Consider the following 16,459-nt stretch of genomic DNA (forward strand, 5'->3'; position numbering starts at 1 on the left):
GAGGAAAACATTTTGGCTGATCAACGACAGGCAGCGCTGGAAAATGCACTGCGTAAAATCGAAAAAAACTTCGGCAAAGGCTCCATCATGCGAATGGGTGACGCAGCTGATACCAAGATTGCGACGGTTTCCAGTGGCTCGCTGGCAATTGATGAAGCACTGGGGGTAGGCGGTTATCCGCGTGGCCGAATTATTGAAATGTATGGACCAGAAAGTTCCGGTAAAACAACGGTGGCCCTGCATGCTGTTGCTGAAGTTCAGAAGCGTGGCGGGACGGCAGCCTATATTGATGCTGAAAATGCATTAGACCCACAATACGCACAGGCATTAGGGGTTAATGTCAAGGACCTGTTGCTCTCTCAGCCAGATACCGGTGAAGAAGGCTTGGAAATTGCTGATGCCTTGATTGCCAGCGGCGCGGTTGATATCGTGATCGTTGACTCAGTAGCGGCATTGGTTCCGCGTGCTGAAATTGAGGGCGAGATGGGTGATACTCACGTTGGTCTGCAGGCACGTCTGATGTCGCAGGCACTGCGCAAGCTTTCTGGTGAAATCAATAAAACTAAGACGATTGCCATTTTTATCAACCAGATTCGGGAAAAGGTCGGGGTTATGTTTGGTAATCCGGAAACGACGCCAGGTGGCCGAGCACTGAAATTCTATTCCACGATTCGAATGGAAATCCGTCGTGGTGAACAGTTGAAAGACGGGACTGAGGTTATTGGTAACCGTGCCAAAATCAAAGTCGTTAAGAACAAGGTTGCACCGCCATTCAGAAAAGCAGAAGTCGATATCATGTATGGTCAAGGGATTTCTAAGACTGGTGAAGTCCTGGATATGGCTGTTGAAAAAGACTTGGTTAAAAAGAGTGGTGCCTGGTATTCATATGGCAACGAACGAATTGGTCAGGGACGTGAAAATGCCAAGAAGTGGCTGGATGAACATCCTGAAGCAATGGCCGAGCTGACTAACAAAGTTCGAGTTGCCTATGGTATGGAGCCGGATGCTTCATTGACAACAGCAGCTGATGGCGAAAATGAGACTGCCAAAAACAAAAAACCACAGCAGGAAAGTCTTGACGTGGCAACGGAAACTGACGATAAGTAAGCAATAAAACTCAAATTCGGCCGCAGCTGGATTTGAGTTTTTATTTAGTTATCTTAATGTCACAGAAGCTACATTAAGATTTGTTTAACTTGAATTATTGACACTATTCATAAGCACGATTAAAATTACTTTGTGTGCAGATTTTCATTTGTTCACTATTAATTAATTGTTAATTCAACCAACAACATAAAATAGTTGATGCGGAGGTGAAACGATGAGTGCTTTCGGCTTGTTTATCGCCGCGCTCGCTATGGTTGTCGGTATTATTGTCGGCTATGTAATTCGAAAAGTCTCTTATGAGAAACAAATTGCACAGGCGCACAATAGCGCCGAGGGAATTATCGCTGCTGCGAAAAAAGATGCTGCGACGGCCAAAAAAGAGGCTATTTTAGAGGCCAAAGAAGAAAGTCACAGATATCGGGAAAGTGTGGAGCAAGAGCTTAAAAAGCGTCGCGATGAGGTTCAGCGTCAAGAAGACCGGATGCTGCAGCGCGAAACCACCCTTGATCGCAAGGATAATGCCCTTGAAAAAAGAGAAAATGCAGTCAGTTCCCGCGAACATAAACTGGATCAAAGGAACGAGCAGATTCAAAAAAGTCAACAACAAGTAACGCAATTGATTGAACAGCGTCAGGCTGAACTGGAAAAAGTAGCTCAGATGTCGCATGAAGATGCCAAAGAACTGTTGTTAAAACAGCTCCAGAATGAGTTGAAGACGGAACGCGAGGTTATGATCCGCGAAAGTGAGCAGACTGCTGAACTGGCAGCTGACAGAAAGGCTAAGCAGCTGATTGTTGAAGCAATTCAACGCAGTGCTGCTGACACGGTTTCAGAAGCGACCGTTTCCGTTGTCGCCCTGCCTAATGACGATATGAAAGGTCGAATTATTGGGCGTGAAGGACGTAACATTCGAACTTTGGAAACTTTAACCGGGATTGATCTGATTATCGACGACACGCCACAAGCGGTCGTTTTGAGTGGTTTTGATCCGGTGCGGCGTGAAATTGCTAAAATGGCTTTGGAACGCTTAATCCAAGATGGTCGAATTCATCCTGCCAAGATCGAAGAAGCAGTTGAAAAAGCTCGCCGAGATATGGATGCTCAGCTGCGTGAGACTGGCGAACAGACCGTATTTGATCTGGGACTGCATGCGATGCATCCTGATCTGATCAAAACGATTGGTCGGATGAAATATCGGACCAGCTATGGCCAAAATGTTTTGGACCATTCAATTGAGGTTGCCAAGCTGGCAGGCATTATGGCTGCCGAGCTTGGTGAAGACGTTACCCTAGCGAAACGCGCTGGTTTATTACATGATATCGGCAAGGCCGTCGATCATGAGGTTGATGGCTCACATGTCGAATTGGGGGTCGAGCTGACTCGCAAGTACAAAGAAAATCCAGTTGTGATTAATACGATTGCCTCTCACCACGGCGACGTACCGGCCGAATCAGTCATTGCCGTATTGGTTCAGGCGGCTGATGCAGTTTCAGGTGCGCGTCCAGGTGCTAGAAGCGAGTCGCTTGAGCAATACATTCAACGACTCAAAAAATTAGAAGAGATTGCCAACCGCAATCCGGGCGTTGATCACAGCTATGCTATTCAAGCCGGGCGGGAGGTTCGCGTTATTGTCAAGCCAGACAAGATTACGGACTTGCAGGCCACGGCTTTGGCACATGATATTAAGCGGGAGATCGAAGGACAGCTGGAATATCCTGGCCATATCAAGGTTACGGTTATTCGTGAAGTACGCGCCGTCGATTATGCTAAATAGTAAAAATAGGGATTGGAGAAGCGGTTCTTCAGTCCCTGTTTTGCGTTTTTGATTCAAATTCATGTAAAATAAAGAAATTAATATAAATGGAGCAGGTGAAAATTTTTGGCTAAAAAGCTTACGCCAATGATGGCACAATATCAACAAGTTAAAGATCAATATCCAGATGCTTTTTTGTTCTATCGATTGGGTGATTTTTATGAGCTGTTTAATGATGATGCCGTCAAGGGTGCCCAGATCCTCGAATTGACGCTGACGACACGCAATCACAGTGCTGCCAACCCAATTCCAATGTGCGGCGTTCCGCATAAGGCTGTTGATGGCTATGTTGACATTCTGATCGATAAGGGATACAAGGTTGCTATCTGCGAACAGATGGAAGATCCTAAAAAAGCCAAGGGAATGGTTAAGCGTGCCGTTACGCGCTTGATTACCCCAGGAACGCAGATGGATCAAAGCGGTGATGCGGCTCGCAATAACAACTATTTAGCTGCTTTGAATCAGCAGGGCTCAACGTTTGAGCTGGCCTATGCAGATCTGGCAACCGGTGAATTAAAGACTACCACGCTGAAAGGAAAAAACGCGGCTTTAAACGAGCTGATCAACCTGCAGACCAAAGAAATCGTCGCTGATGACTCGCTGTCTTCTGAAATAGAACAGCAGCTGACCAAACGCAACATTTTACTATCCAAACAGTCTGAAATTTTAAAAAATGCCGAAGTCAGCTACCTGACGCAAGACCTCGAACGACCTGGCGAAAAACAGGTGGTTGCGCAGCTTGTCTCATATCTGCTGACAACGCAGAAACGCTCGCTTGACCATCTGCAAAAGGCGATCTCTTATCAGCCGAGCTCCTATATGAAAATCGATCATTATTCCAAGACCAATCTGGAATTAACGACCAATATGCGCAGCGGCAAGCGCCAGGGAACGTTGGTATGGCTCTTGGATGAAACGAAAACGGCAATGGGCAGTCGGCTGCTAAAACGCTGGCTGGATCGCCCTTTGATTGATGCTGAACAGATTGAGCAGCGGCAGGATAAGGTTCAGGTACTGTTGGACAACTATTTTGAAAGAAGCAATCTGCAGCAGGAACTGACCCAAGTATACGATCTGGAGCGCCTGGCTGGCCGGGTTGCATATGGCAGCGTAAATGGCCGCGACTTGATTCAGTTAAAGACATCGCTTCTGCAGGTGCCAAAAATCAAGTATATTTTAGAAACGCTTGACGCGCCGGTTTTTGATGATCTGGCAGCCAAACTGGATCCCTTGTCTGATATTGCCGACTTAATTGAACGCTCGATTGCTGAAGAACCGCCAATCTCGGTTACTGACGGCGGCGTGATCAAGACAGGGTACAACGACCAGCTTGATCAGTACCGTGACGCGATGAATAATGGCAAGCAGTGGATTGCACAGCTGCAGGCCAAAGAACGCGAAGCAACCGGCATCAGCAACCTTAAGATTGGCTATAATCATGTTTTTGGCTACTATATTGAAGTTACTAAGGCCAATTTAAGCAAGCTGCCGACTGAACGTTACGAACGCAAGCAGACACTGACGAATGCCGAGCGCTTCAGCACGCCAGAACTAAAAGCCAAGGAAGCCTTGATTTTAGGCGCGCAGGAGAAATCAACTGCTTTGGAGTACGATCTGTTTGTAGGCGTGCGCGAAACCGTCAAGCAGGCAATCAATCGGTTGCAGTCACTGGCGAAGGCCTTGTCAGAGCTGGATGTCTTGCAGAGTTTTGCAGTGGTCAGCGAAGACTATCATTTTGTACGGCCACAGATGAACCAAGCGCACCGTCTGGAAATCAAAAACGGCCGGCATCCAGTGGTTGAAAAGGTAATGGGCTACCAGAAGTACGTGCCAAATGACGTTTTGATGGATCCGCAGACATCGATTCTTTTGATCACAGGTCCCAACATGTCAGGTAAAAGTACCTATATGCGGCAACTGGCTCTAACAGCAGTTATGGCGCAGATGGGCTGCTTTGTACCAGCTGATCAGGCGAACCTGCCGATTTTTGATCAGATTTTTACGCGAATTGGCGCTGCTGATGACTTGATTGCTGGTGAAAGTACGTTTATGGTCGAAATGATGGAAGCTAACAATGCACTGCAGCATGCTACGGCTAACAGTCTGATTTTGTTTGACGAGATCGGACGAGGCACGGCAACCTATGATGGCATGGCACTGGCACAGGCAATTATTGAGTACGTTCATGATCATGTCGGCGCTAAGACACTGTTTTCCACGCACTATCATGAACTGACCGATCTGGAGCAGACGCTTAAGCACCTGCATAACGTTCATGTCGGCGCAACTGAAGAAAACGGCGAGCTTGTCTTTTTGCATAAAATTGAGGATGGTCCGGCTGATAAGTCTTATGGGATTCATGTTGCCAAACTGGCGGGAATGCCGGCAGATCTGTTGAAACGGGCTGCTCAAATTCTCAATCAGTTGGAAAGTCAAGATGAGATCAAATTGACCGCACCAGCTGAAAAAATCGCTGCGCCGGCTGCTTCATCATCAGTTGCGGTACCAGATGCTGATGAGCCAACGCCACTTGCCGCCGAACCAGATGGGCAGCTGGAACTGTTTGCTCCAGTACCAAAAACTGTCAAGTCTGCATCAGGTCCAGAAGCAAAAGTGATCAGTCAGCTTAAGAATCTAAATTTAATGGGAATGACGCCAATGGAAATCATGAACCAGGTCTACGAATGGCAGACAAAACTGGCAAAACAAAAGTGAGCTGAGCATTCATGGGAAAAATTCATCAACTAAGCAGCATTTTGGCCAATCAGATTGCGGCTGGTGAGGTAATTGAACGTCCCTCATCAATCGTAAAGGAACTGGTAGAAAACGCTTTGGACGCGCACAGTCATCGAATTGACGTCGTGGTAACTGAAGCTGGGTTAGGCAGTATTCGCGTGATCGATGACGGTGACGGAATTGCCAGAAGCGACGTTCCAATGGCCTTTAAGCGGCACGCAACCAGCAAGATCGAATCAGCGCGCGATCTGTTTCGCGTCCAGACGATGGGGTTTCGTGGGGAAGCGCTGCCTAGTATTGCCTCAGTTGCTGATGTAATCATGACAACGGCAACAAAAGGACAAGAAGGGACGGCCTATCATATTCGCGGTGGCGTGGAGAAGTCGCTTAAACCGGCAATTGCGCGGCAAGGAACGGATATTTTAGTGACGGAGCTGTTTTATAATACCCCGGCGCGGCTAAAGTATTTGAAGTCACCTAAAACCGAGCTGAGTCATCTGGTTGATATCGTCAATCGTTTGGCTTTGGCTAATCCTGATGTTGCAATCTCGTTTACTCATGACGGGCGAGAAATGTTTCGCTCAGCAGGCAATGGCAGACTGCAGCAGGTCATTGCCGCTATCGATGGCGTTAACGTTGGGCGCGGGATGATTCCAGTCCAAGGGGAAAATCCAGATTTTAGAATTTCTGGCTATATCTCGCGACCAGAACTGACGCGTGCCCAAAGAAGCCATATCACGCTGACGATCAATCATCGCTATGTGCGCAGCTATGCATTGACTAAGGCGATTATTGCCGGCTATCAGTCAAAGCTGATGGTCGGACGGTTTCCGCTTGCCGTTATTAATATCGATCTGGATCCGGTCTTGGTTGATGTCAATGTGCATCCAGCCAAACGTGAGGTCCGCTTAAGCAAAGAAGATCAGTTGGCGAGTCTTTTGGAACAGGCTGTCTATCATAGCCTGGCTAATCAGAATCTGATTCCGGACGCTGGCTCACAGGCACGGCAGCTAAAAGATAAGCAAAAAGCTCAAGCAGCGCATTTTGCTGAAGCCGTACCTGCCTACCAGACGGCTGATGAAAAAGCACCGGCTCAAGCTACGCCGCCGACGGTTACCGCAGCTGAAGATGATGAGCATCAGGCTGCTGCACCGGTTGTCATCAAAGAGCGTGAGGATCTGACCCGGCCTGCAATGGCTGCTTTTGACCAGCGCTATCAAAATGAGTCGCAGGTACCACCATTTGAGCAGCCGATTTCGATCAGTCAGCCAACAAAAGCAGACGTAAAGACTGAAGAAATGGCGCTGGATATTGACGATGCAGGCGATCAGGAAAACCAGCGCTTCCCTGATCTGCAGTATCTAGCGCAGTATCATGGCACCTTTTTGCTGGCTCAGGCTTCAGATGGTCTTTATCTGGTTGATCAGCATGCTGCCCAAGAACGAATCAACTTTGAGCGCTTTCGGTATGAGATCGGCGAGGTTGGTCATGATCAGCAGGCATTTTTGACGCCCCTGGTCTTAAGCTTTTCGACAGCTGAGGCATTAAAAATCAGTGAGCATCTCGACATTCTTAACGGGGTTGACTTGCATCTGGAGCCGTTTGGACAGAACAGTTTTGTCCTTTCTGAGCATCCCACTTGGTTTGTTGAAGGACAAGAAGAGGCAACGGCCAAAGAAATGATTGATTGGATATTGAGCGATACAGAACTGAGCGTGGCGCATTTTCGTTTGAAAACGGCAATGATGATGAGCTGCAAACGTGCGATCAAGGCTAATCATCATCTGGATAATCAGCAGGCTAAGGCACTGTTGGAAAGGCTGGCTCAGTGTCAAAATCCGTTTAATTGTCCACATGGCCGCCCAGTCACGATTCGCTTTACTGATACTGATCTAGAGAAGCTTTTTAAACGGATTCAGGATCATCACCAAGCCTATTCGCGGGATTTTGATGCCCATTCATTCTAGATGGCGAACGTTTGTGTGGTATAATGAAAAACAACAGTTAAAAAGTGAGGAATAAAAATTGTTTGAATATCTTACTGGGGCAATTGTTGATACAGCGCCAACCTACATCGTAATCGACGTCAATGGCGTAGGCTATCGGCTGGCCTGTGCCAATCCGTTTCGTTGGCAGGTCAATCCCAGCGATAAGGTCAAGGTTTATGTATACCAAGCCGTTAGAGAAGATGCGATTACCTTGTATGGCTTTGTCAGTGCAGAAGAAAAGCAGCTTTTTATGCAGCTGATCAACGTATCGGGAATCGGTCCCAAAAGCGCCTTGGCAATTCTGGCCAATCCGGATCACCAGGGCTTGATTGATGCTATTGCCAATGACAACGTCGGCTACTTGACCAAGTTTCCTGGGATTGGCAAGAAAACGGCTGGCCAAATCGTCTTGGATCTGCATGACAAGATTGATCAGCTGCGTGCCAATGAGCCGTTGGATTTCAACGTGCCAGCCAGCGATATCGAGATGACGACTGAATTAAGGGATGCCTTGGCTGCTTTAACGGCACTGGGCTATCCGGAACGGTCGGTGAAAAAAGTACAAAAAGCGCTTAGCAAGGAACCGGCAATGTCGACTGATGATTATCTGCGGCAGGGACTGCGCTTGCTGAGCTAAGAGAGGAGGAACCTTTTTGGACGACGATCAGCACTTGATGTCGGCACAGGTTGAAAACGAAGCTGAAAGTGCCGGTGAAACCAGTCTGCGGCCGCAATGGCTGGCTGACTATATTGGCCAGGAACAGATCAAAAGAAAGCTTTCTGTTTATATTCAAGCTGCGCGCAGTCGTGAAGAGGCACTGGACCACGTGCTGCTATATGGACCGCCGGGGTTAGGGAAAACCACGCTGGCAATGGTGATTGCTCATGAGATGAACGTTGGCATCAAAACGACCAGCGGGCCAGCTATTGAAAAGCCGGGTGATCTGGTTGCAATGCTAAATGAGCTTCATCCAGGCGATGTCTTGTTTATCGATGAGATCCATCGGCTGCCGAAAACGGTTGAGGAAATGCTCTACTCAGCAATGGAAGACTATTTTATCGATATTGTCGTTGGTGAAGGACCAGCTGCGCATCCAATTCATTTTCCGCTGCCGCCGTTTACCTTGATTGGCGCAACGACGCGAGCGGGAGTCTTATCGGCGCCTTTGCGAGATCGTTTTGGCATTATTGAGCATATGGCATATTACAGTCAGGCAGAATTGGAAAAGATTATTTTTCGATCGGCCAAGATTTTTGCCATGCCGATTGAACCAACCGGCGCCCGTGAGCTGGCAATGCGTTCAAGAGGTACGCCGCGGATTGCCAACCGACTTTTGAAACGGGTGCGTGACTTTGCCCAGGTTGCAGGCTGCGATGCCATTGATGCAGTCACCGTTAACAAGGCACTCAAGCTGCTACAGGTTGATGAGCGTGGCTTAGACGAGATTGACCGCCGCATTCTGCATACGATGATTGACTACTATCATGGCGGCCCAGTAGGCTTAAAAACGATTGCGGCCAACGTTGGCGAAGAGATGGGGACGATTGAGGAGATGTACGAGCCATATCTGTTGCAGATCGGCTTTATTGCCCGCACGCCAAGAGGACGAGTTGCAACGCCAGCCGCCTACCGTCATTTAGGGGTCGCTTTGCCCAGTGATTAGAACTTAGGTACACCAGGTAAAAAGGAAAGGATAACCGTTTTGAAGTTTGATTTTAAACTGCAGCATCATGCAGAAACAGCCCGAGCAGCCCAGCTGACGATCGGTCGCCAGACGCTTGAGACGCCAAGTCTGATCATGCCTGCACCGGCCTTAACGGTTCATGATCTGGCGCCGGCTGAAGTCAAACGATCCCAGATCAAGGGACTTAGCATCGATGAGAGCATCATCTCGCAAAATCCTGGAACCGAAACAGTCCGTGACTTGGGCGGCCTGCATCGTTTCATGGCTTGGGATGGTCTGGTGATTGCCAAGCCCGGTGATTTTCGGCATCTGCCATTGGTCAAGAAGAATCATCTGACTAAAGACGGCGTGCGTTTTCATGACGTCAAGACGGGTGCGGTTCGTTTGATGACCCCGCAAACGGTAATTGAATCACAAACCGAACTGCAGCCGGATATCATGCTGATGCTGAGCCAGACGCCATCTTATTATGCACCGTATGACTATGTTGAAAAAGCCGTGGCAATCAATTCTACCTGGGCAGCTGCGGCCGTTCAGAAACTGACTGCTGATTCGCCGGCGTTGTTTGGCGTGATGCAAGGCGCTGGGTTTGCCCAGTTAAGAAAACAGAGTATCGAGGCTTTAGCTAAAATGGATTTTTCCGGCTATGTAATCGGTGGCTTAAGCGATATTGACAATGACAAGGAATTTGATCGCGTCTTGAAGCTAAGCGTCGATCTGCTGCCTGCCGATAAGGCACGGATGGTGGTTGACATTCAATCGTCAGCACAGCTGGTCAGCGCGCTTAAAAACGGCATCGATCTGATTGAAACCTCTTTACCGACTCATTGGGGACGCTATGGCAAGGCTTTAACCGCTCAAGGACTGCTGCCGATTAAAAAGGCGCGTTTTGCTGCTGACCCACAACCACTCGCTGAAGACTGCCATTGTCCAGTCTGTGAGCAATATTCAAGAGCTTATCTGAGACATCTGCTGCATATGGATAATTCCGTTGGTCCGCGCTTGATTAGTCAGCATAATCTTTGGTATCTGCGGCAGCTGGTAAGTCAGGCTCGTTTAGCGATCATGCATGATCAACCCATCACGGCGATTTTTGACAACCTGATTTAGAAAAAAACGTTTCATTCAGTCAGCTGACGGTCTTTTTGATTGAACCAGTGGTATTTGTGTCGTTTTTTTGGTAAAGTTGTTTATTGAGCATATAATTATAATTTACTAAGAGAGGATGAACGGCAGTGGAAATTTTAGCTGCAAGCAGTACCGGATCTGGAATGTCTAGCATCATCATTATCGTTTTGATGATTGCCTTCATGTATTTCTTTATGATTCGGCCACAACAAAAGCAACGTAAAGAGCATCAATCAATGGTAAATCACTTGAAGAAGGGTGATCAGGTCGTAATGATCAGCCGTCTGCATGGGGTGATTGATGAAATCAATACTACCGATCAAACGGTAACGATTGATTGTGAAGGCGTCTACTTGACTTTTGACCTTTCCGCAATTGCACGGGTAATTCCAAGCAAGACCCAAGCTGCTGAAGCCCAACCTGCCAGTCAGGCTGCGGCCAGCGAAGAACCAGCCAGTGAAGCTAGTGACGCTCCGGCAAGCGAAGCCGCACCAGCCAGTGAATCGGCTGAAGCTGCTGATGATCAAAAGCCGGCTGAAAGCGACAGTGCTGACGCGGACAAGTAATCCGTAACTCAACGCTAAAAATCCTGATGGGCAAACAGCTCATCGGGATTTTTACGTTTAAGGAACAAGCAAAAAACGTTAATTGCTGATATACTGGTGAATGGTTTTAAAATAGCAATTTATTTAATATGCAAGGAGGATTTTGTTAAATGGACGAGTTAACGTCAATTCTTGAACAGATAAAAAAGTACAACAAAATCATCATTCATCGCCACCAGCGTCCTGATCCCGATGCAATCGGCTCGCAAGTTGGCTTGGCTGAGATTTTAAAGGCTTCGTTTCCCTACAAGCAGGTCTACGTCGTTGGCAAGCACATCCCAGGATTTGATTGGATCGGTACGATGGATGAAATTGAAAGCGACGTCTATGACGATGCTTTGGTGATCGTGACTGATACGGCTAACGCTCCCCGCATTGATGATCGTCGGTTCAACAATGGCGATGAGCTGATCAAGATCGACCACCATCCTAATGACGAGCCTTATGGTGATTTGATGTGGGTTAGAGACGATGCTTCCAGTTGCTCGGAAATGATTTATGAGTTTTATGAACGTTTCACAAACGAACTGAAGCTGCCACAAAAGGCTGCTCATGCTCTGTATGCTGGAATCGTTGGCGATACGGGTCGTTTTTTGTATCCGGCAACTACGCCTAACACGATGCGGATTGCGGGTGAGCTGATGGCTGCCGGTGCGGATGCGGCAACAATCTGTCAGCGTGAGGATACGATTACGCTGCCCATGGCTCGCTTATCGGCATACGTCTATGAAAACATGACTCTATTGGAAAGCGGAGCAGCCTATGTAGTCTTGACCGATGCAATCCTGAAGCGCTATGGCTTGACTGAAGCTGGGACTTCGGCTGTCGTGCCTTTGCTGGGCAAGATTCAAGGAGTCAAGGCATGGGCAATCTTTGTTGAACAAGAGGATGGCCATTATCGGATTCGTCTGCGCTCTAAAGGTCCTTTTATCAATGAGCTGGCCAAAAAGCATCAAGGCGGCGGTCATCCATTAGCCAGTGGTGCCAAGGCTCGTGATGAACAAGAAATCAAAGAAGTGGTCAGTCAGCTGGACGAGTTGGCTGCCAATGCCTAACCAAGAAAGGAAATCCAACCTCAATGACTGAAACATTTGCTGATTTTCATTTTCAACCTTTTTTAATGGATGCCTTAAAAGATCTTCATTTCGTTAAGCCGACACCGGTTCAAGAAAAAGTGATTCCAATCGTGCTTGCCAATAAGAGCGTGGTTGGTCAGTCCCAGACCGGGAGCGGTAAGACGCATGCTTTTTTGCTGCCGATTTTTGAACAGCTGGACGCTCAAAATCAAAACGTGCAGGTTGTAATTACCACGCCCAGTCGTGAACTTGCTTACCAGATCTATAACGCAGCCAAGCAGCTGAATCGGTTTGCACCACAAAAGTTTACGATTCACAATTACGTTGGGGGTACCGACAAGCAGCATCAGATTGATCAGCTGCAACGCAAACAGCCTCAGCTGGTAATCGGTACGCCGGGGCGCATTCTGGATCTGATCAACTCGCAGGCTTTGGATATTCATACTGCTCACCGCTTTGTCGTTGATGAAGCTGATATGACGCTTGATATGGGCTTTTTGGAACAGGTTGACGGCATTGCCAGCCATTTTCCAGAAGACTTGCAGATGATGGTCTTTTCAGCAACGATTCCTCAAGGGCTGCGGCCATTTTTGAAGAAATATATGGAAAATCCCGTCGTTGAAGAGATTCCTACTGAAACGGTAATCAATCCCAATGTCGATAACTGGCTGATGTCGACTAAAGGCCGCGATAAAAATGAGATGATCTATCAGCTTTTGACGCTGGGCGATCCATATCTGGCCTTGATTTTTGCCAATACTCGTCAGCGCGCTGAAGAGATTACCGACTACCTGCAGCAGCAAGGATTAAAGGTTGCCTTGATTCATGGCGGCCTTGAGCCAAGAGCACGGAAACGGATCATGCGCCAGATTCACAACCTTGACTATCAATATGTCGTTGCGACTGATCTGGCTGCGCGGGGAATCGATATTGATGGCGTATCATTGGTAATCAATGACGATATTCCAAGTGATCTGGAATACTTTGTTCACCGCGTTGGTCGGACGGGGCGTGCCAATATGAAGGGGACGGCAATTACGCTGTATGCTCCAGCAGAAGACGAGATGATTGCCAAATTGGAAGAGCGCGGCATTAAGTTTACCCCAAAGACGTTTAAGAATGGGCAGATCGTAACGACTTATGACCGTAATCGACGGAAAAACTATCATCGTCGCAAGGAAAGTCTGGATACGACGCTGCGTGGCTTTGTCAAAAAGACCAAAAAGAAGGTCAAGCCTGGCTACAAGAAACGGATCCAGCGTGCGATCAAAGAAGATGAGCAGGAAAAACGCAAGCTCGCCAAGCGTCATGAAATGCGTAAGGCAAAACGCCAGCGTCAGCGTCAGCATCGGCGGGAGCGGGAAAATAATGGTCGTTGATTTTTAAGGTCAGCTCGCTTATAATATGGACTGTTTGGGATATGCTTTTTGATGTGAGCTTTCAGAAACGTTTTGGCTGCTGTGAAAAACGACGATCATCATCAGGTGCTCCCCAGATTCACAATTCAACAATCAGCTTCCGAAATTCGGAAATTTAAAGAGGTAAACGAAATCCATCGTTGCAAGCAGAGTGGTACCGCGTCAAAAGGCGTCTCTGATTCGCAAGGATGGTTTTTTGTTTTTACCAGGAAAGGAAGATAACATGAGCAAGGAATTAAAGCACCTCAATAGTGCCCAAGTACGCCGCATGTACCTGGATTTCTTTATTCAACACGGTCATACCGAAATGCCAAGTGCCTCTTTGGTGCCGGTTGATGACCCGACGCTGCTCTGGATCAACTCTGGGGTTGCTACGATGAAAAAGTACTTTGATGGGGAGGTCGTACCTAAAAATCCGCGGATGACCAGCTCGCAAAAGAGTATTCGGACCAATGATATTGAAAACGTTGGTAAAACGGCGCGTCATCATACGATGTTTGAAATGCTGGGTAATTTTTCGGTTGGCGACTACTTTAAAAAAGAAGTCATTCCTTGGGCTTGGGAGCTGCTGACCAGTGACGAATGGTTCGGCTTTGATCCTGAAAAGCTGTACGTTACTTATTACCCAAAAGACAACGATGCTCACCGCTGCTGGCTGGAAGCCGGGGTTGCCGAAGATCACCTGCTGGCCAACCAAGACAACTTCTGGGACATTGGTCAAGGTCCATCTGGTCCTGATACGGAAATCTTTTATGACCGTGGCCAGGAAATGAACAATGTACCTGAAGATGATCCAGAAAATTACCCTGGTGGTGAAAACGAACGTTATCTGGAAATCTGGAACATCGTCTTCTCTCAATTCAATCACACGCCAGAGGATACCTATGAGCCGCTGCCGCATAAGAATATCGATACTGGGATGGGGCTGGAACGGGTTGTCTCCATTTTTGAAAACGCGCCAACCAACTTTGAAACCGACCTCTTTATGCCGCTGATCAAACAGACTGAAGAATTCAGCGGTGTTAAGAAGTATGGTGTTGACAAGGATGATGACGTCTTCTTTAAGATCATTGCTGATCATATCCGGACGATCACGTTTGCAATCAGTGATGGTGCCCTGCCATCCAATGTTGGGCGTGGCTATGTAATTCGTCGCCTGCTGCGGCGCGCGGTCGTTGCCGGCAAGAAGCTGGGCATTGACAAGCCATTCTTGTACAAGCTGGTGCCAACGGTTGGCAAGATTATGGAATCATACTATCCAGACGTCTTAAAAAATGCCGACTACATTGCCTCAGTTATCAAGTCTGAAGAAGAACGCTTCAACACGACGTTAAACGGTGGCTTGAGTCTGTTAAACGACGTGATTGAAAAGGCCAAGGCAGATGGCAGCAATAAGATCGATGGCAAGACGGCCTTTAAGCTGTATGATACCTATGGCTTCCCAATTGAACTGACCAAGGAATATGCGGCTGATGAAGGTCTTAGCGTTGATGAAGCTGGTTTTGAAGCTGCCATGACCGAGCAGCAGAATCGGGCCCGCAAAGCTCGTGATATTGACAACGGGATGGGCGTTCAGACGGACGTTTGGACTGAATTCAAGGAGCCAAGCAAGTATGTTGGCTATACCGATCTGGAAGTTCAAAATGCCAAGGTAATCGGGCTGGCTCAAGCTGGTCAGCACGTTGAAGAGGCATTGCCAGGCGACAAGGATGTCGAGGTTATTTTTGACGTCACGCCATTTTATGCCGAGATGGGTGGCCAAGTTGCCGACACGGGGGACATTATCGACAACTTCGGTAATCTGGTTGGCCGCGTTGTTGACGTTCAGCACGCGCCAAACCAGCAAAACCTGCATCGGGTGGAGCTGCAGTCGCCATTGAAAAAAGGTGCCCGCTATGCACTGAAGGTTGATCGGCTGCGTCATTTGAAGATTGAAAAGAACCATACCGCTACGCACCTGCTTGATCAGGCTCTGCGCAACGTTTTAGGCGGACACACGCAGCAGGCCGGTTCTCTGGTTGAACAGCACTACTTACGCTTTGACTTTAATCACTTTGGCCAGGTAACGGACCAAGATCTGAAAGCCGTTGAAGATATGGTCAACGAACAGATCTGGAAAGAAATCCCGGTAACGACGGTTGAAACCGATCTGGAAGCTGCCAAGAAGATGGATGCCATTGCCCTGTTCTCTGACAAGTACGGTGACAAGGTACGGGTCGTTAAGATCGGCGATTACAACACTGAATTCTGTGGCGGCGATCACGTTAAGAACACTAATGAGATCGGCCTGTTTAAGATTGTTTCTGAAGGTGGGGTTGGTGCCGGCGTACGGCGGATCGAAGCCGTTACCTCAAGCGATGCCTTCAAGTTCATGCAGGAACATGACGATCTGCTGACACAAACCGCCGGTGAATTGAAGGTTGCTCAGCTGAAAGAAGTACCGCATCGTGTTGAAGAACTGCAAAGTCAGCTGAAAGAAGCTCAAAAGCAAAATGAGGCTTTGGAGGCCAAACTGGCTGCCCAACAAGCCAACGCGGTCTTTGACAACGTTCAAGATACTAAGCAGGGAACGTTGATTGCAGCGCAAGTCAACGTTGCCGGTATGGGACAATTGCGGCAGCTGGCTGATAGCTGGCGGGCCAAGCAGCTGTCTGATGTTTTGGTTTTGGCAACTGGCAGTGAAGGCAAGGCCAACATGCTGGTAGCCGTTAGCGATAACAAGACTAAAGACATCAAGGCTGGCGATGTTATTAAGGCGATTGCCCCAGCAATCAACGGTGGCGGTGGCGGCCGTCCTAACCTGGCACAAGCCGGTGGCAAAAAGCCGGCGGGAATTCCAACTGCACTAAAGCAGGCCGCCGAATATCTGAATAAATAGCTGCATGCAATTTAGAAGACGGAGT

11 protein-coding genes are annotated in these 16,459 nt (G+C 48.0%); all 11 read left to right on the forward strand.

The genetic code is table 11. The features are described from left to right. Positions 1-12 precede the first annotated feature (12 nt). The 11 genes from recA (at position 13) to alaS (ending at position 16,434) form a co-directional block, all read left to right on the forward strand. Positions 13-1,107, forward strand: a complete 1,095-nt coding sequence (recA, locus tag FC47_RS02800; protein ID WP_039945923.1) for a recombinase RecA — start codon at positions 13-15, stop codon at positions 1,105-1,107. 214 nt (positions 1,108-1,321) lie between these two features. Then, positions 1,322-2,881, forward strand: coding sequence for a ribonuclease Y (rny, locus tag FC47_RS02805; protein ID WP_039945921.1), 1,560 nt, complete (start codon positions 1,322-1,324; stop codon positions 2,879-2,881). Between the two features lie 105 nt (positions 2,882-2,986). After that, on the forward strand, positions 2,987-5,635 hold the full coding sequence (gene mutS / locus FC47_RS02810) for a DNA mismatch repair protein MutS (protein ID WP_006500239.1): 2,649 nt from the start codon (positions 2,987-2,989) through the stop codon (positions 5,633-5,635). Between the two features lie 11 nt (positions 5,636-5,646). Continuing rightward, complete coding sequence (gene mutL / locus FC47_RS02815) at positions 5,647-7,623, forward strand: DNA mismatch repair endonuclease MutL (RefSeq protein WP_056967794.1); 1,977 nt, start codon at positions 5,647-5,649, stop codon at positions 7,621-7,623. A gap of 58 nt (positions 7,624-7,681) precedes the next feature. Beyond that, complete coding sequence (gene ruvA / locus FC47_RS02820; protein WP_006500237.1) at positions 7,682-8,281, forward strand: Holliday junction branch migration protein RuvA; 600 nt, start codon at positions 7,682-7,684, stop codon at positions 8,279-8,281. Positions 8,282-8,318: 37 nt separating this feature from the next. Next, the gene (gene ruvB / locus FC47_RS02825; protein WP_370844339.1) at positions 8,319-9,308 is read left to right on the forward strand and encodes a Holliday junction branch migration DNA helicase RuvB; all 990 of its coding nucleotides are present in this window, start codon (positions 8,319-8,321) and stop codon (positions 9,306-9,308) included. A gap of 39 nt (positions 9,309-9,347) precedes the next feature. Then, a complete protein-coding gene (locus FC47_RS02830) occupies positions 9,348-10,439 on the forward strand; it encodes a tRNA-ribosyltransferase family protein (protein ID WP_056967796.1) in 1,092 nt (363 codons plus the stop codon). 161 nt (positions 10,440-10,600) lie between these two features. Further along, positions 10,601-11,023 (forward strand): preprotein translocase subunit YajC, encoded by a 423-nt coding sequence (yajC, locus tag FC47_RS02835; RefSeq protein ID WP_006500233.1) that lies wholly within the window; start codon positions 10,601-10,603, stop codon positions 11,021-11,023. Between the two features lie 149 nt (positions 11,024-11,172). Then, positions 11,173-12,117, forward strand: coding sequence for a DHH family phosphoesterase (locus FC47_RS02840; RefSeq protein ID WP_006500232.1), 945 nt, complete (start codon positions 11,173-11,175; stop codon positions 12,115-12,117). Positions 12,118-12,140: 23 nt separating this feature from the next. Next, positions 12,141-13,517 (forward strand): DEAD/DEAH box helicase, encoded by a 1,377-nt coding sequence (locus FC47_RS02845; protein WP_056967798.1) that lies wholly within the window; start codon positions 12,141-12,143, stop codon positions 13,515-13,517. 262 nt (positions 13,518-13,779) lie between these two features. After that, positions 13,780-16,434, forward strand: a complete 2,655-nt coding sequence (gene alaS / locus FC47_RS02850; protein ID WP_056967801.1) for an alanine--tRNA ligase — start codon at positions 13,780-13,782, stop codon at positions 16,432-16,434. Positions 16,435-16,459: the final 25 nt, after the last annotated feature.

This window comes from Limosilactobacillus mucosae DSM 13345, from assembly GCF_001436025.1.
Taxonomy (GTDB): Bacteria; Bacillota; Bacilli; order Lactobacillales; family Lactobacillaceae; genus Limosilactobacillus; species Limosilactobacillus mucosae.